The sequence below is a fragment of the Pseudomonas sp. SED1 genome, from assembly GCF_034044025.1.
Taxonomy (GTDB): Bacteria; Pseudomonadota; Gammaproteobacteria; order Pseudomonadales; family Pseudomonadaceae; genus Aquipseudomonas.
The window spans coordinates 37,557-54,293 of the sequence record NZ_JAXCIS010000168.1 but is presented as its reverse complement, the minus strand read 5'-3'; the positions used below and the strand labels follow the sequence as shown (position 1 = coordinate 54,293).

General features: G+C 61.8%; 12 protein-coding genes. 7 read left to right on the top strand and 5 right to left on the bottom strand.

The window, feature by feature from the left end; translation table 11 throughout:
* Positions 1-19 precede the first annotated feature (19 nt).
* The 3 genes from SNL23_RS21510 to gcl form a co-directional block, all read right to left on the bottom strand.
* Complete coding sequence (locus SNL23_RS21510; RefSeq protein WP_167663620.1) at positions 20-910, bottom strand: 2-hydroxy-3-oxopropionate reductase; 891 nt, start codon at positions 908-910, stop codon at positions 20-22.
* A 176-nt stretch (positions 911-1,086) separates the two neighbouring features.
* Positions 1,087-1,869 carry a hydroxypyruvate isomerase gene (hyi, locus tag SNL23_RS21505; RefSeq protein ID WP_076015202.1) on the bottom strand — a complete coding sequence of 261 codons (783 nt, stop codon included), beginning with the start codon at positions 1,867-1,869 and terminating at the stop codon, positions 1,087-1,089.
* Positions 1,870-1,879: 10 nt separating this feature from the next.
* A complete protein-coding gene (gcl, locus tag SNL23_RS21500) occupies positions 1,880-3,655 on the bottom strand; it encodes a glyoxylate carboligase (protein ID WP_076015203.1) in 1,776 nt (591 codons plus the stop codon).
* Between the two features lie 267 nt (positions 3,656-3,922).
* On the opposite strand from gcl, the gene SNL23_RS21495 reads away from it, so the two are divergent.
* Positions 3,923-4,363 carry a GlcG/HbpS family heme-binding protein gene (locus SNL23_RS21495; RefSeq protein WP_093207568.1) on the top strand — a complete coding sequence of 147 codons (441 nt, stop codon included), beginning with the start codon at positions 3,923-3,925 and terminating at the stop codon, positions 4,361-4,363.
* Positions 4,364-4,478: 115 nt separating this feature from the next.
* Here the strand turns inward: SNL23_RS21495 and SNL23_RS21490 are convergent, their stop codons facing one another.
* Together SNL23_RS21490 and SNL23_RS21485 are read right to left on the bottom strand one after the other, a co-directional pair.
* Positions 4,479-4,937, bottom strand: a complete 459-nt coding sequence (locus SNL23_RS21490; RefSeq protein ID WP_318303439.1) for an REP-associated tyrosine transposase — start codon at positions 4,935-4,937, stop codon at positions 4,479-4,481.
* A gap of 194 nt (positions 4,938-5,131) precedes the next feature.
* Positions 5,132-5,737: a TetR/AcrR family transcriptional regulator gene (locus tag SNL23_RS21485; protein ID WP_076015206.1), complete on the bottom strand. Its 606-nt coding sequence runs from the start codon at positions 5,735-5,737 to the stop codon at positions 5,132-5,134.
* 240 nt (positions 5,738-5,977) lie between these two features.
* On the opposite strand from SNL23_RS21485, the gene SNL23_RS21480 reads away from it, so the two are divergent.
* The 6 genes from SNL23_RS21480 (at position 5,978) to SNL23_RS21455 (ending at position 16,715) form a co-directional block, all read left to right on the top strand.
* Positions 5,978-7,105 (top strand): efflux RND transporter periplasmic adaptor subunit, encoded by a 1,128-nt coding sequence (locus tag SNL23_RS21480; RefSeq protein WP_076015344.1) that lies wholly within the window; start codon positions 5,978-5,980, stop codon positions 7,103-7,105.
* Between the two features lie 13 nt (positions 7,106-7,118).
* A complete protein-coding gene (locus SNL23_RS21475) occupies positions 7,119-10,181 on the top strand; it encodes an efflux RND transporter permease subunit (RefSeq protein WP_076015212.1) in 3,063 nt (1,020 codons plus the stop codon).
* Between the two features lie 5 nt (positions 10,182-10,186).
* A complete protein-coding gene (locus SNL23_RS21470; RefSeq protein WP_412104251.1) occupies positions 10,187-13,312 on the top strand; it encodes an efflux RND transporter permease subunit in 3,126 nt (1,041 codons plus the stop codon).
* The gene (locus SNL23_RS21465; RefSeq protein ID WP_318303437.1) at positions 13,309-14,724 is read left to right on the top strand and encodes an efflux transporter outer membrane subunit; all 1,416 of its coding nucleotides are present in this window, start codon (positions 13,309-13,311) and stop codon (positions 14,722-14,724) included. Before SNL23_RS21470 ends, SNL23_RS21465 begins: the two co-directional genes overlap by 4 nt.
* A 67-nt stretch (positions 14,725-14,791) precedes the next feature.
* Positions 14,792-15,697 carry a DUF808 domain-containing protein gene (locus tag SNL23_RS21460; protein ID WP_318303436.1) on the top strand — a complete coding sequence of 302 codons (906 nt, stop codon included), beginning with the start codon at positions 14,792-14,794 and terminating at the stop codon, positions 15,695-15,697.
* A gap of 34 nt (positions 15,698-15,731) precedes the next feature.
* Positions 15,732-16,715 carry a GlxA family transcriptional regulator gene (locus SNL23_RS21455; RefSeq protein ID WP_318303435.1) on the top strand — a complete coding sequence of 328 codons (984 nt, stop codon included), beginning with the start codon at positions 15,732-15,734 and terminating at the stop codon, positions 16,713-16,715.
* Positions 16,716-16,737: the final 22 nt, after the last annotated feature.

Genomic DNA, 16,737 nt, shown 5'->3' with positions numbered 1-16,737 from the left:
GATCGCATTTCAACGGGCGTTATTTATCGCGAATCGAAAAATTCGCCATATGTTCCAGTCCCTTGATCAGCGCCGAGTGGTCCCAGTTGCCGCCACCGATTGCGGCGCAGGTGCTGAATACCTGTTGGGTGCCGGCGGTGTTCGGCAGGTTGATTCCCAGCTCCTTGGCACCCGCCAGCGCCAGGTTCAAATCCTTCTGGTGCAGGCTGATGCGGAAGCCCGGGTCGAAGGTGCCCTTGATCATCCGCTCGCCATGCACTTCGAGGATTTTCGAGGAGGCAAAACCGCCCATCAGCGCTTCACGCACCTTGGCCGGGTCGGCGCCGTTCTTCGAGGCGAACAGCAGCGCTTCGGCCACCGCCTGGATGTTCAGGGCAACGATGATCTGGTTCGCCACTTTGGCGGTCTGGCCATCGCCATTGCCGCCCACCAGGGTGATGTTCTTGCCCATGGCCTGGAACAGCGGCAGGGCGCGTTCGAAGGTGTGCGGGTCGCCGCCGATCATGATGCTCAGGGTGCCGGCCTTGGCGCCGACTTCACCACCTGATACCGGTGCGTCGAGGTAGCGTGCGCCGGTCTCGTTGATCTTCGCGGCGAAGGCTTTGGTGGCGGTGGGCGAGATCGAGCTCATGTCGATCACTACTTTGTTCGGCCCAAGGCCTGCTGCAACGCCGTCGGCGCGGAACAGCACATCATCGACCTGCGGAGTGTCGGGCACCATGACGATGATGAACTCGGCTTCCTGAGCCACTTGCTGCGGGTTGGCCAGGGCCACCGCGCCAGCGTCGATCAATTCAGCCGGGGCCTTGCCATGGTGCTCGGAAAGGAACAGTTGGTGACCGGCCTTTTGCAGGTTGGCGGCCATGGGTTGGCCCATGATGCCGGTGCCGATAAATCCGATTTTAGCCATGATGAAAATCCTCTTATTGTTAGGTGTGCAGGCCTGGCGCGGCCTGCTAAACACAGGAGATCCAATGTGGGAGCGGGCTTGCTCGCGAATGGGGGCCGACATTCAGCATTGATGTCGACTGATCCACCGCTTTCGCGAGCAAGCCCGCTCCCACATTGGGTGCTGTGTTTGTTCAGTTAGATCGCGTTGTGACTTTTGAGCCATCCCAGCCCGGCTTCAGTGGTGGTCAACGGCTTGTACTCACAGCCGACCCAACCCTGATAACCAATGCGGTCCAAATGTTCGAACAGGAAGCGGTAGTTGATCTCACCGGTGCCCGGCTCGTTGCGGCCCGGGTTGTCCGCCAGCTGGATGTGGTTGATCTCACCCAGGTGCGCGGCCATGGTGCGGGCCAGGTCGCCTTCCATGATTTGCATGTGATAGATGTCGTATTGCAGGAACAGATTGGCACTGCCCACCTGCTCGCGAATCGACAGGGCCTGCGCCGTGTTGTTCAGGTAGAAGCCCGGAATGTCGCGGGTGTTGATCATCTCCATCACAAGCCGGATGCCCACCGCTTGCAGCTTGTCGGCGGCGTACTTGAGGTTGGCGACGAAGGTTTTTTCCAGGGTGGCGTCATCCACACCGGCAGGACGAATCCCCGCCAGGCAGTTGATCTGGGTATTGCCCAGCACCTGGGCATAGGCGATGGCCAGGTTGACCCCGGCACGGAATTCCTCGACCCGATGCGGGTGGCACGCCAGGCCGCGTTCGCCCTTGGCCCAGTCACCGGCCGGCAGGTTGAACAGCACTTGGGTCAGTCCGTGGGCATCGAGTTGCGCCTTGATTTCAGCCGAGCTGAACTCATAGGGAAACAGGTATTCCACACCACTGAACCCCGCGTCGGCGGCGGCTTTGAAACGAGCAAGAAAGTCCTGTTCGGTAAACAGCATGGACAGGTTGGCGGCAAAACGCGGCATGGGGTTCTCCTTAATCGAGCAGTGAAATGGCAGTCGGTGCGTCGTTGCCCACCAGTGCCAGATCTTCGAATTCGTTGACGGCGTTGATCTCGGTGCCCATGGAAATATTGGTCACCCGCTCCAGAATGATTTCAACGATCACCGGCACCTTGAACTCTTCGATCATTTCCTGGGCCTTGCGCAGTGCAGGCTGGATCTGACCTGGCTCGAATACGCGCAGGGCCTTGCAACCCAGGCCTTCGGCGACGGCCACATGGTCGACGCCATAACCGTTGAGTTCCGGCGCGTTGAGGTTGTCGAAGGACAGCTGCACGCAGTAGTCCATTTCAAACCCGCGCTGGGCCTGGCGGATCAGGCCCAGGTAGGAGTTGTTCACCACCACGTGGATGTACGGCAGCTTGAACTGCGCGCCCACCGCCAGTTCTTCGATCATGAACTGGAAGTCATAGTCGCCGGACAGCGCCACGACTTTGCGGGTCGGATCAGCCTTGACCACACCCAGCGCCGCCGGAATCGTCCAGCCGAGCGGGCCGGCCTGGCCGCAGTTGATCCAGTGACGGGGTTTGTACACGTGCAGGAACTGCGCGCCGGCAATCTGCGACAGGCCGATGGTGCTGACGTAGCAGGTGTCTTTGCCGAACACCTGGTTCATCTCTTCGTATACCCGCTGCGGCTTGACCGGCACGTTGTCGAAGTGGGTCTTGCGGTGCAGGGTGGCCTTGCGCTGCTGGCAGTCGTGCAGCCAGGCGCTGCGGTCCTTGAGCTTGCCGGCGGCTTTCCACTCGCGGGCCACTTCAATGAACATGGTCAGGGCAGAGCCGGCGTCGGAAACGATGCCCAGGTCCGGGGTGAATACGCGGCCGATTTGCGTCGGCTCAATGTCCACGTGAATGAATTTGCGGCCCTCGGTGTACACCTCCACCGAACCGGTGTGACGGTTGGCCCAGCGGTTGCCGATGCCCAGCACCACGTCCGATTTGAGCATCGTCGCGTTGCCATAACGGTGGGAGGTTTGCAGGCCGACCATACCCACCATCTGTGGGTGATCGTCCGGAATCGTGCCCCAGCCCATCAGGGTCGGGATCACCGGAATGCCGGTCAATTCGGCGAATTCCACCAGCAGTTCGCTGGCGTCGGCGTTGATCACGCCGCCACCGCTCACCAGCAATGGGCGTTCGGCCTGGTCCAGCAGGGCCAGGGCTTTTTCCACCTGGATGCGGGTCGCCAACGGCTTGGCCAGGGGCAGCGGCTGGTAGGCGTCGATGTCGAATTCGATCTCGGCCATTTGTACGTCGAATGGCAGGTCGATCAGCACTGGGCCTGGGCGACCGGAGCGCATTTCATAGAAGGCTTTCTGGAAGGCATACGGCACCTGGCCGGGCTCCATCACCATGGTTGCCCACTTGGTCACCGGCTTGACGATGCTGGTGATGTCGACAGCCTGGAAATCTTCCTTGTGCATCCGAGCACGGGGCGCCTGGCCGGTGATGCACAGGATCGGGATCGAGTCGGCCCAGGCGCTGTACAGACCGGTGACCATGTCAGTGCCCGCCGGGCCCGACGTGCCGATGCACACGCCGATATTGCCGGCCTTGGTGCGGGTGTAGCCCTCGGCCATGTGCGAGGCGCCTTCAACGTGGCGAGCAAGGACGTGATCGATGCCACCGACCTTCTGCAAGGCCGAATACAGCGGGTTGATCGCGGCGCCCGGGATACCGAAGGCGGTGTCGACCCCTTCACGGCGCATCACCAGGACAGCGGCTTCGATTGCTCTCATTTTGCTCATGGTTTTGGTGCCTCTTGCGTTTTGTAATTGTATACAAGTGGTGTTGGTCTGAAGTGTATTCACGGCGAGCGTGGCAGGTCAATCCATTTTCTTGGGTGGCCTTTACGTTCGTCGGAAGGCTTCTGGACAGGAATATTTCGACGTGTGGTGCGTATGTTTCGAAATATTGTATACAAAAAATAAATCTATTGTGTTCTATTTGTTTGATCCTGCTTTTGATCAAACAGAGCCCCACGGCTTTCCCATAACAAGATAAGGACGGCACCCATGAGCGCTTTAACCTTGAAAGTCGCAGTCAACCTGGCCAGCCACGCCATCGCGGCAGGCCGCACCATTTCGTCAGCGCCGCTGACCATTGCGGTACTCGACAGCGGCGGGCATTTGATTACGTTGCAACGCGAAGATGGCGCGAGCCTGTTGCGCCCGCAGATCGCGATCGGCAAGGCCTGGGGTGCGATTGCCCTGGGCAAGGGCTCGCGGCTGCTGGCGCTGGATGCGCAGCAGCGGCCGGCGTTTATTGCGGCGTTGAATAGTTTGGGGCAGGGCAGCGTGGTGCCGGCACCGGGCGGGGTATTGATTCGGGATCAGGAGGGCGTGGTGCTGGGGGCAATCGGGATCAGCGGGGATACGTCGGATATTGATGAGCAGTGTGCGATCAGTGCGATTGAGGGGCAGGGGTTGTGGGCGGATGCGGGGGTGTCTGCTTGATTTGATGTGACTGATGGATAGTCATCGCAGGCAAGCCAGCTCCCACAGTTGAATGTATTCACAAATCAAAATGTGGGAGCGGGCTTGCCCGCGATGGCGGCGACGCGGTCTACCGTCAAAGCCAGATCGCATCCCACAGTGGGTAGTCGCCATATTTTTTTACCAGCCCCGCCCTCAGGGGATTGGCCACGATGTACCGGGCTATGCCCTCAAGGTTTTCTTCGCGCCGCACGGCATGATCATGGAAACCTGGTTGCCAAAGACGCCCTTTACGCCCGGCAACAGCATTCACGACTCGAGTACTTTTGGATTTGACTTGGCGCATCAGGTCAGCCAACGAACCGTTTTCCAGCGAAATCAACCAGTGGAAATGATCGGGCATCACTACCCAGGCGAGTGAGGTTGCCAGTCGCTGGTTTTGCGCGATTCTGAATTGCTGCACCACCAGTCTGCCTAGCATGAAGTCGCTGAATATTGGTTCGCGATGCAGTGTGTTGCTGGTCAGAAGATAAATTCGGTTGGGCTCGTTATAGCGCCCCGTACGCAGACGACATGATGCTGGCAGATCAGGCATTCCGTTGCCCCTTTGCAGAAGTGAGTTCTGAAAGGCTAGATGGGAATGTTTTAAGGGGTGTTCCAGGTTTTGGCGGGATGTGTCCGGGAGATAGCTATCGCGGGCAAGCCCGCTCCCACAGGGGATCTCAGTCATTCATACATTCTGTGTCTGGCACACATCCAGTATGGGAGCTGGCTTGCCTGCGATGCCTTTCAGTCCGGCTCACACCCTTTAAGCACCAACCGAATAATCGTCTGCGCCGCCGCCTCATAATCCGCGTCATCCAGCTTGACCTTCCCGGTCACCGCTGAAATCTGCCAGTCAAAATCCGCATACGTCTGCGTCGCCGCCCAGATACTGAACATCAAATGATGCGGATCAATCTCTGCAATCAGCCCTCGGTCCACCCAGCTCTGAATGCAGTCGATGTTGTGCTTGGCCTGGGCATTCAGCTGTTCCACCTGCTCGGGGCTCAAATGCGGGGCGCCGTGCATGATTTCGCTGGCAAACACTTTCGAGGCAAACGGCAAATCCCGGGAGATGCAGATCTTCGAGCGAATGTACCCGCTCAGCACTTCCTTGGGGTCGCCATCGGGATTGAACGGTGTGGAGGCCGCCAGGATCGGCTCGATAATGCTTTCGAGCACCTCGCGGTAGAGGTTGTCCTTGGACTTGAAGTAGTAGTAGACGTTGGGCTTGGGCAGCCCGGCCTTGGCGGCGATGTCGCTGGTTTTGGTCGCGGCGAAGCCCTTGTCGGCAAACTCCTCACTGGCAGCCCGCAGGATCAGTTCTTTGTTGCGCTCGCGAATGGTGCTCATAGACCAGGTCATTCCTTGCCAAGACAGGCGGTCGGGCATGGTAGCACCGGCTTTGCGCAGGGCTCAAGAATCCCGCTGTAGCCCTTGCTCTGCGGGCGCTCAGCTGACTTTGTCTGTCTTGATGCTGAACGCATTCACGGTCGTACAGGCACAGGCCGGGCGCGCTGCTAGAGTTCAGGGCAGCGAGTGGCCGATCAGGTGGCTCGCCCCATCCTGATTTCGGCGTTCGAGAGAGAAACCGTGGAGAACAGCAGACGACGTACGTTCGCCTGGGCAGTTGGCACGTTGTTACTGCTAGCGTTGTTGATTGCCTTGGGTTTGCACTTCTTTGCAGGTGGGCACAAAGGCAAGCCACCCGCACCCGGTGAACCGGTCGCCGTGGTGCCTGTCGCCTTGCAGGACGTGCCGGTCTACATCGATGCCCTAGGCACCGTCACGCCGACCCGCAGTGTGACCGTGGTCACCCAGGTCGATGGCATCCTCAGCAGCGTGGAATTCAAGGAAGGCCAGCACGTCAGCAAGGGCCAGGTGATTGCGCGGATCGATGACCGTGCCCTCAAGGCCCAACTGGCCGTGGCCAAGGGTACCCTGGCCCACGACCAGGCCGTGTTAAGCAATGCCCAGCGCGATTTGGCACGCTACCGCGAACTGGTCAAGGCCGGCTCCACCAGCCAGCAAACCGTCGATACCCAGGCGTCCCTGGTTCAGCAACAACTGGGCACCGTGGCCGCCGACCAAGGCAATGTGCAGAACCTTGAAGTGCAGGTCGGTTACTGCACCATCACCTCGCCGGTCGACGGTGTGGTGGGCCTGCGCCTGGTAGACCCGGGCAACTACGTCACCACCACCAGCACCACCGGCATTGTGGTAATTACCCAGATGAACCCGGCCACCGTGGTGTTCGCGGTGCCCGAGGACGACTTGGGCGCTATCAACCAGGCCCTGGGCCGTGGCGCTGTGACGGTGCTGGCCTACGACCGCAATAAAAAAGCCCTGCTGGCCACCGGCAGCCTGTTGGCCCTGGATAACCAGGTAGACACCACCACCGGCACCATCAAGGTCAAGGCGCAGTTCGATGATTCGGGCAATGCGCTGTTCCCCAACCAGTTCGTCAATGCGCGCCTGAAGGCCGACACCTTGACCCAGGTCGCCGTGGTGCCCACCCGGGCGATCCAGCATGGCAGCAAGGGCGATTTCGTGTTCGTGGTGAATGGCGACAAGGCCAGTCTGCGCAACATCAAGACCGGCCCGTCGATGGGTGATGTGTCGGCGGTGCTCGAGAGCGGGGTCAAGCCGGGGGAGCAGGTGATCACCGAAGGCGCCGACAAGCTGGATGACGGTTCGACCGTGAAGGTCGTCGCCCAGTGAGGAGCTGCCGAGCATGAACATTTCGCGGCCCTTTATCGAACGTCCCGTCGCCACCACCTTGATGATGGTGGCGGTGCTGTTGCTCGGCCTGTTGGGGTATCACTTGCTGTCGGTGTCGGCCTTGCCCGAAGTCGATTACCCGACCATCCAGGTTTTCACCCAATACCCCGGCGCCAGCCCGGACGTGGTCAGCTCGTCGATTACCGCGCCGCTGGAACGTCAACTCGGTGAGATGCCGGGCCTCAAATCCATGAATTCCACCAGCTCCGACGGCGCTTCGGTGGTGACCCTGCAATTCGACCTGTCGCTGTCCCTGGACGTCGCCGAACAGGAGGTGCAGGCCGCGATCAACGCCGCCGGCACTTTCCTGCCTGCCAACCTGCCGTACCCGCCGGTGTACAGCAAGGTCAACCCGGCGGATGCACCGGTGTTGACCCTGTCCCTGACCTCCGACGTATTGCCGCTGACCAAGGTCGAAGACCTCGCCGACACGCGCCTGGCGCAGAAGATCTCGCAGATCACCGGCGTCGGTCTGGTGACCATCAGCGGCGGCCAGCGTCCGGCGGTGCGGGTCGAGGCGAATACCTCGGCGCTCAACAGTCTTGGCCTGTCCATCGACGACCTGCGCAGCTCGCTCGGCACGGCCAACGTCAATCAGGCCAAGGGCAATATCGACGGCAAGTTCCAGGCGTATTCCATCGGTGCCAACGACCAGCTGCAATCGGCCGAGGAATACCGCGACCTGGTGATCGCCTATAAAAACGGCGCGCCGATTCGCCTGTCGCAGATCGCCACTTCCACCCAGGGCCCGGAGAACCCGCGCCAGGCCGCGTGGACCAACAGCACGCCGTCGATTGTGCTGAACATCCAGCGCCAACCCGGCGCCAACGTGATTCAAGTGGTCGACCGCGTGCAGCAATTGCTGCCCAAGCTGCGGGCCAGTTTGCCGGGCACCTTGAAGGTCGAGGTGCTGACCGACCGCACGCAAACCATCCGCGCCTCGGTCACCGATGTGCAGTACGAACTGGCCATGGCCATCGCGCTGGTGGTGATCGTGATTTTCGCGTTCCTGCGCAACGTGCCGGCCACGATCATTCCCGCCGTCACCATTCCGTTGACGCTGGTGGGTACCCTGGCAGTGGCCTATGCGTTGGGCTTCTCCCTGAACAACCTGACGCTGATGGCGCTGACCATCGCCATCGGATTCGTGGTGGACGACGCCATCGTGATGATCGAAAACATCACGCGCTATATCGAGGCGGGAGACTCACCGCTGGAGGCGGCGCTCAAGGGCTCGGAGCAAATTGGCTTCACGATTATTTCGCTGTCCATCGCCCTGATCGCAGTGATGATCCCGCTGCTGTTCATGGGCGATGTTGTCGGCCGGTTGTTCCGTGAATTCGCCATGACCGTGGCCGTGACCATTGTTATCTCAGCCTTCATCTCGCTGACCCTGACGCCGATGATGTGCGCGCGAATGTTGAAGAATAAGCACCAGGAGCGCCGCGCGGATTTCTTCGACCGCATCAACACCCACTACGTGCGTGGCCTCGACTGGGTACTGGCGCACCGCACGTTAACGCTGATCTCGATAGCGCTCACCGCCGCGCTGACCCTGATGATTCTGGTGATCATGCCCAAGGGCTTTTTCCCCGACCAGGACACCGGCCTGATCCAGGGTATTTCCCAGGCGGCGCCGACGGTTTCGTTCCAGCAGATGCAGACCGAACAACAACGTCTCGCCGCCCGAATCCTCAAGGACCCGGCCGTGCAAAGCCTGTCGTCCTTCGTCGGGATTGACCAGACCAACCCGACCATCAACCAGGGCAACCTGCTGATCAACCTCAAGCCGCGGGGTGAACGTGACAGCGCCACCAAAGTGATCCGCCGGCTCTCCGATGCCAACGCCGACGACGCTGGGATCCGCCTGTACCTGCACTCGGTGCAGGACCTGACCCTCGACGCCACGGTGTCCACCACCAGCTACCGCCTGGGTCTGCAAGCCACCGACCCGGACGAACTGGAAACGTGGACCAACAAGCTGCTGGCCGCGATCAAGCAAGACCCGATGTTCACCGACGTGCAAAGCCAGGCGATGCAGTTTGGCAACCAGATCCAGCTGACGTTCGACCGCGCCACCGCCTCGCGGCTGGGCATCACGCCCCAGGCGATCGATGACGTGCTGTACGACGCCTTCGGCCAGCGCCAGGTGTCGACGATCTACACCCAACTCAACCAGTACCACGTGGTAATCGCCACCGACCATCCGCCGCGCAACTTGCCTGACCTGCTCACGGGGTTGTACGTGGACATCCCGGGCGGCGGTGTCGCGCCGCTGTCGAGCATGGCGACCCTGCAGGTGGTGCGGGCCCCCGTCACCATCAACCGGCTGGGCCAGTTTCCGTATGCCGACGTGTCGTTCAACCTCGCGCCCGGCCAGACCCTTGGCGCGGCGGTGACGCGGCTCAAGGACATCGAGGCCAAGGTCGGTCTGCCGCTGTCGGTGCAGGCCAACCTCGAAGGTGCGGCGGCGACGTTCGAGCAATCGCTGTCGAATCAGGTGTTCCTGGTGGTGGCGGCGATTGTGGTGGTGTACCTGATGCTGGGGATTCTGTACGAGAGCTTTGTGCACCCGGTGACGATCCTTTCGACGCTGCTCTCGGCGGCACTCGGAGCCTTGCTGGCGCTGCTGGCGACCGGCACGCAGTTCGACATTATCGGTTTGATCGGCATTGTGTTGCTGATCGGCATCGTGATGAAAAACGGCATCATGATGGTCGACTTTGCCCTGGAGTTATTACGTGAGGGTGGCCTGAGCCCCACGGCGGCGATCCGTCAGGCGGCGGAGTTGCGGTTCCGGCCGATCCTGATGACCAGCATGGCCTCGCTGTTCGGCGCGGTGCCGCTGGCGCTGGGGACGGGGATTGGCTCGGAGCTGCGTCATCCACTGGGCATCGCGATTATCGGCGGGTTGTTGCTCAGCCAACTGCTGACGCTGTTTTCCACGCCGGTGATCTTTCTTGCCATGCACAGCCTGGGGCAGCGCTTCAGCCGCCGTCCGGCTGAAGCGGTCTGATGGCGATGAACCTCAGCGCGCCGTTTGTTCGCCGCCCGATTGCAACCACCTTGATGGCGGCCGGCCTCGCGCTGTTTGGCGCGTTGGCCTTTATGTTGCTGCCGGTGGCGCCGCTGCCGGAGGTGGATTTCCCCACCATCAGCGTCAGCGCCTCGTTGCCCGGTGCCGAGCCCACCACGGTCGCCAGTTCGGTGGCCACGCCGCTGGAGCGCCAGTTCGGGCAGATTGCCGGGGTCACGCAGATGACGTCGTCCAGCAGCTTGGGCTCGGCACGGATCATTTTGCAGTTCGACCTGAACCGCGACATTGACGGCGCCGCCCGGGACGTGCAGGCCGCGATCAACGCCGCCCGCAGCAACCTGCCCAGTGACCTGTCGGGCAACCCGACGTACCGCAAGGTCAACCCGGCCGACTCGCCGATTTTGATCATCAGCCTGACCTCCGACAGCGCCACGCCGGGGCAGATGTATGACGTGGCCTCGACCCTGCTGGAGCAGAAGTTGTTGCAGACCACCGGCGTCGGTGACGTGACGGTGGGCGGCGGCGCGCTGCCGGCGGTGCGGGTGGAGTTGAACCCCGACCGGCTCAACCAGTACGGCGTGAGCCTGGAGCAGGTGCGCCAGGTGATCAACGCCTCCAACGTCAACCTGCCCAAGGGCAACGTGGCCATCGGCGACCGTAACTACGGCATTGTCGCCAACGACCTGTTGCTCGATGAAAAGGACTACGGGCCGCTGGTGGTCAAGGCGCACAACGGCGACCTGATCCATATCTCCGACCTGGGCTACGTGCGCGAAGACGTGCAGGACCTGCGCAACTTCGGCCTGTCCAACGGCAAGCCGGCGGTGCTGCTGGTGGTGTTCAAGCAGCCGGGGGCCAACGTGATCGAGACGGTGGACGCGGTGAAAGCCTCGCTGCCGTTTCTGCAAAGCTCGATTCCGGCGACGATCAAGCTCGACTTGCTGATGGACCGCACCACCACTATTCGCGCCTCGTTGCACGACGTCGAGATCACGTTGCTGGTGTCGATCCTGTTGGTGACGTTGGTCACGTTCGGTTTCTTCCGCGACTGGCGCAGCACCCTGGTGCCGGCGATCGTGGTGCCGCTGTCGCTGCTCGGCACCTTTGGCGCGATGTACTTCCTCGGCTACAGCCTGAACAACCTGTCACTCATGGCGCTGACCATTTCCACCGGTTTTGTGGTGGACGATGCGATCGTGGTGGTGGAAAACATCATGCGCCACCTGGAGCGCGGCAAGACCCGGGTGGAGGCCGCGCTGGAAGGGGCCCGTGAAGTCGGCTTTACGGTACTGACCATCAGCGTGTCCCTGGTGGCGGTGTTTATTCCGCTGCTGCTGATGGGCGGGATTGTCGGGCGGCTGTTCCGTGAGTTTTCGGTGTCGTTGTCGGTAGCCATCGTGATTTCGATGGTGATCTCCCTGACGGTCACGCCGATGCTCGCCAGTGTGCTGTTGCGCGCGCCGAAGGAGATTCACCAAGGCAACGAACATCCGGATTCACGTTTTCACCGCTTCTACGATCGCACCCTGGGTTGGGTGATCGACCATACGGTGCTGATGGGGTTCGGCACGGTGTTGGTGATCGTCCTCGCCGGCGTGTTGTATGTGCTGGTGCCCAAGGGCTTTTTCCCCCAGGAAGACACCGGGCGCTTGCAGGGCAGCATCCTGGCGAACCAGAGCATTTCCTACGGGGCGATGCAGAAGGACTTCACCGAGATCAACCGCAAGGTGATGAAAAACCCGAATATCGAAACCGCCGCCGGGTTTGTCGGCGGCGGCGGAGGCGGCGGTGGGGCGGTCAACAGTGCGCAGATGTTTGTCTTGCTCAAGCCGCTGGGGGAGCGCAAGGACAGCGCTACCGAAGTCATCGGGCAAATCCGTCGCAGCCTCGGCGACCTGCCCGGCACCAAGCTGTATTTGCAGTCGGCCCAGGACATCACCGTGGGTGGCCGGCAAAGTGGCGCGCAGTACCAATACACCCTGACCGCCGATGACCAGGAATCGCTGGATGAATGGGTGCCCAAGGTGGTGGCGGTGCTGCGTAAGTTTCCACAACTGACCGACCTCAATACCGACCAGCAGGACAACAGCCTGCTGGCCAATGTGCAGATCAATCGCGACACGGCGGCGCGCCTCGGGGTGAGTATCTCGGCGGTCGACCAGGCGCTGTACGACGCCTTTGGCCAGCGCCAGGTCGCCACCCTGTATCGCGCGGCCAACCAGTACCACGTGGTGATGGAAATCGCCCCGGAATACTGGACCGACCCTTCCGCGCTCAAGGGCATTTATGTGCCGACGGGCACCCAGGCCACGACCACCAAAGGCACTACGGCAGCGCCCAACCTGACCACCGGACAGACGCTGGTGCCGCTGTCGGCGCTGGCGGACAACACGGTGGCGCGCACCGCGATTTCCATCAGTCACCAGGGCACGTTCCCGGCGGTGACCATCTCGTTCAATCTGGCCCCCGGCACGTCCATCGGCCAGGCGACGGCGATGGTGGACGATGCAGTGAAGCAACTGCGCATGCCCGCCAGTGTGGTCGGCCAGTTTGCCGGTACGGCCCAGGTGTTCCAGTCGTCGGTGGCCAGCGAGCCGTTGCTGATCGTCGCCGCGCTGCTCTCGGTGTATATCGTGCTGGGCATCCTCTACGAAAACCTGATGCACCCGCTGACCATCCTCTCGACCTTGCCCTCGGCCGGTGTCGGCGCGTTGATCGCCTTGCTGCTGACCGGCACCGAGCTGTCGATCATTGCGCTGGTGGGGGTGATTCTGTTGATCGGTATCGTGAAGAAGAACGCGATCATGATGATCGACTTCGCGATCACCGAGCGGCGGGAGTTCGGCCTCACGGCCAAGGAAGCGATTCGCCGGGCCTGCCTGATCCGCTTTCGGCCGATCATGATGACCACCCTGGCGGCGATCCTTGGCGCGCTGCCGCTGGTGCTCGGTACCGGCTACGGTTCGGAGTTGCGTCGGCCGTTGGGGATTTCGATTATTGGTGGCCTGCTGTTCAGCCAGGTGCTGACGCTGTACACCACCCCGGTGATTTACCTGTGGCTTGACCGGGCGTCACAGCGCCTGGGTCGGCGTAAGGAAGCAAGGTTATGAACGTGAAATACAGCGTGCTTTGCATCAGCCTGCTGCTCGGCGGCTGCATGGTCGGGCCCGATTACCAGAAGCCCGCCATGGAACTGCCGCAGACCTTCAAGGAAGGCGCGCAGTGGCAGCGCGCGGCGGCCAACCCCCAAGGGGCGATGGACAGTCAGTGGTGGCTGGCTTATCAGGATCCGGTACTGAACGATTTGGTGGCGCGCTCGGCGAAGGCCAACCAGTCGATCATCGCGGCGGAGGCGGCTTATCGTCTGGCCCAGGCACAGGTGGCGTCCAGCCGGGCGGGGTTGTGGCCCACCGTTGGCGTAGGGTTGTCGGGTACGCGGGGAACGGCGGGCAGCGGCACGTCGAGCACCGTCACCAACGCTGGCGGCGTGGAAAACAGTGTCAGCGCAACCTTGACCGCCAGTTGGGAACCGGACCTGTGGGGCCTGGTGCGGCGCGGGATTGAGTCCAGCCAGGCCACGGCCCAGCAATCCGATGCGTTGCTGGCCGGAGTACGGTTGTCCATCAGCTCCAGCGTGGCGAGTAACTACCTCGCCCTGCGGCAGATGGACATCGACGTACGCCTGTTGCAGCAACAGCAGAAGATCAACCAGCAACTGCTGGACATGATCCAGGTGCAGTTCACCCAGGGCGTCGCCACCAACGACCAGTTGCTGGTGGCCCAGGATCAACTGACCACTTCGATTGCCGACCTGCAGACCTCGCTGCGCGACCGCGAGCAATACGAACACGCGCTGGCGGTGCTGGTGGGCGTGGCGCCGAGCGAGTTTGCCGTAGCTGTTCGGGATGACTACCGCTTCGTGCTGCCGCGTCCCCCTTTGACCCTGCCTTCGACCTTGCTGCAACGGCGTCCCGATGTGGTAGCGGCGGAGCGCTCGGCCGCGGCGGCCAACGCGAAAATCGGCGTGGCCGAAGCCGCGTTTTTCCCGACGTTGGACCTCACCGCCGAGGCCGGCTATCGCGGCAGCGCCCTGGGCGGATTGTTCTCCTTGCCCAATCGCATCTGGACGTTGGGGCCGGCGCTGGCGGAAACGCTATTTGACGGCGGCGCCCGTGAAGCGGCGGTCAGGCAGGCCGAGGCCAGCTACGACCAGATCGCCGCCAACTACCGGGGCACCGTGCTCAGCGCTTTGCAGAACGTCGAAGACAACCTATCGGCGATCAACCATCTGCAAACCCAGGCCGATGCGTTCCAGCAGGTCTACCAGCGCAATCAGCAACTGTTCGGCAGCCAGGAAGCGCAACTGCGCGCCGGCACTGTGAGCCAGGAGAATGTGCTGACCCAGCAACTGGTGCTGCTGCAAGCCGAGCAGAATCTTCGCGACACCCAGGGCCAACTCAGCCAGGGCAGTGTGGCGCTGATCCAGAGCCTGGGTGGCGGTTGGCAAACCCCTCAGCACTGAACGGCTCGCTAACCCGGTGTGCGCCGCGTTATTCTCGGCACACTTTGAATCACGGGAAGCCTGAGCCATGGCAGGAAGCAGTTTGCTGGTATTGATCGACGACATCGCCGCGGTGCTCGACGATGTAGCGTTGATGACCAAGATGGCCGCGAAGAAAACCGCCGGCGTGTTGGGGGATGACCTGGCGCTGAACGCCCAGCAAGTCTCCGGGGTGCGCGCCGAGCGGGAAATCCCGGTAGTGTGGGCGGTGGCCAAGGGTTCGTTCGTCAACAAGCTGATTTTGGTGCCGGCTGCGTTGCTGATCAGCGCATTTGCGCCGTGGGCGGTGACGCCGCTGTTAATGCTGGGCGGCGCTTATTTGTGTTTTGAAGGCTTCGAGAAACTCGCGCATACCTTCTTTCACAAACGCACCGAAGAACAGGCGCACTTGGTGGAAGCGGTGGCGGATCCGGCCACGGACCTGGTGGCCTTCGAGAAGGACAAGATCAAGGGCGCGATCCGTACCGATTTCATCCTCTCCGCCGAAATCATCGCCATCACCCTCGGCACCGTGGCCGATGCGCCGCTGATGCAGCAAGTGATCGTGTTGTCGGGTATTGCCATCGTCATGACCATCGGCGTCTATGGGCTGGTGGCCGGTATCGTCAAACTCGATGACCTGGGCCTGTGGCTCACTCAGAAGCCCGGCCAGGCTGCGCGCAGTATTGGCGGAGCGATCTTGCGGGCCGCACCGTACATGATGAAAAGCCTGTCGGTGATCGGCACGGCGGCGATGTTCATGGTCGGCGGCGGCATCCTGACCCACGGTGTGCCGGTGGTGCATCACTGGATCGAGACGGTGAGCCAGAGTACCGGCGGCCTGGCGTGGTTGATGCCGACGTTGCTCAATGCGGTGGCGGGGATCATTGCCGGGGCCGCGGTATTGGCGGTGGTCAGCGTGGTGGGTAACCTTTGGAAGCGGGTGAGGGCGTAGGCACTTGATCGAGCGGCGGCAATTCAGCGGGGGCATGAAAGGCAAGAACCTCCGTTATCTGAATGAAAATCCCGGCGAGGCCCGTCAAACGGTGCGTGCGGGATTTGTGTTGCTCGAACATTTCTCGCTGCCGGCGTTCACCCAGGCGCTGGATACACTGATCACCGCGAACCTGCTGCGGCCTGCGTCGTTTTCTACCTCGACCTTCGGCTTGCAGGAAGGCGAGGTGACCAGCGACCTGGGGCTGGTGATCCGGCCTGATGCGCGGCTTGAGTCTTCGGTGCTTAAAGAGTTGGACCTGCTGGTGATTTGCGGTGGCTACCGCACCGAACTGAAGGCCTCCGACGAATTCATCCATCTGCTGAAAAGCGCTGCGGAGCAGGGTGTGAGCCTCGCCGGCTTGTGGAATGGCGCGTGGTTCCTCGGGCGTGCGGGTTTGCTGAGCGGCTATCGATGCGCCGTGCACCCGGAACATCGCCCGGCCCTGGCCGATTTCTGCAAGGCGACGCAGGTCAGCAGCGAGCCGTATGTGATTGATCGCGACCGGCTGACGGCATCAAGCCCTTCCGGTGCGTTTCATATGGCGCTGGACTGGATCAAGGGGCTGTACGGCAAAGCGCTGGTGGAGGGGATCGAGGACATCCTGGCGTTTGAGGAGTCGCGCTACCGGCGGGTGAAACCGACCGAGAACGTCTGCTTGAGCGCGCCGTTGCGCGAGGTGGTCAACCTGATGGATGCCAATCTCGAAGAGCCCCTGGAGCTTGAACAACTGGCGGTGTATGCCGGCCGTTCCCGGCGCCAGTTGGAGCGTTTGTTCAAGGAGCAGCTTGGCACCACGCCCCAGCGTTATTACCTGGAACTGCGCATCACCGAGGCCCGCCGGCTGCTGCAACATACCGAGCTGTCCCAGGTCGACGTGCTGGTGGCCTGCGGGTTTGTCTCGCCGAGCCATTTCAGCAAGTGCTACAGCGCGTACTTTGGCTACAGGCCGTCCAAGGAAAAGCGCCTGGTCAAATAGCCGGGAATTGGCATTCGCGGCA

Bases quoted from the DNA above. Each gene is read 5' to 3' on its own strand.
- SNL23_RS21510 (WP_167663620.1), bottom strand. From the start codon at position 910: ATGGCTAAAATCGGATTTATCGGCACCGGCATCATGGGCCAACCCATG.
- hyi (WP_076015202.1), bottom strand. From the start codon at position 1,869: ATGCCGCGTTTTGCCGCCAACCTGTCCATGCTGTTTACCGAACAGGAC.
- gcl (WP_076015203.1), bottom strand. From the start codon at position 3,655: ATGAGCAAAATGAGAGCAATCGAAGCCGCTGTCCTGGTGATGCGCCGT.
- SNL23_RS21495 (WP_093207568.1), top strand. From the start codon at position 3,923: ATGAGCGCTTTAACCTTGAAAGTCGCAGTCAACCTGGCCAGCCACGCC.
- SNL23_RS21490 (WP_318303439.1), bottom strand. From the start codon at position 4,937: ATGCCTGATCTGCCAGCATCATGTCGTCTGCGTACGGGGCGCTATAAC.
- SNL23_RS21485 (WP_076015206.1), bottom strand. From the start codon at position 5,737: ATGAGCACCATTCGCGAGCGCAACAAAGAACTGATCCTGCGGGCTGCC.
- SNL23_RS21475 (WP_076015212.1), top strand. From the start codon at position 7,119: ATGAACATTTCGCGGCCCTTTATCGAACGTCCCGTCGCCACCACCTTG.
- SNL23_RS21470 (WP_412104251.1), top strand. From the start codon at position 10,187: ATGAACCTCAGCGCGCCGTTTGTTCGCCGCCCGATTGCAACCACCTTG.
- SNL23_RS21465 (WP_318303437.1), top strand. From the start codon at position 13,309: ATGAACGTGAAATACAGCGTGCTTTGCATCAGCCTGCTGCTCGGCGGC.
- SNL23_RS21460 (WP_318303436.1), top strand. From the start codon at position 14,792: ATGGCAGGAAGCAGTTTGCTGGTATTGATCGACGACATCGCCGCGGTG.
- SNL23_RS21455 (WP_318303435.1), top strand. From the start codon at position 15,732: ATGAAAGGCAAGAACCTCCGTTATCTGAATGAAAATCCCGGCGAGGCC.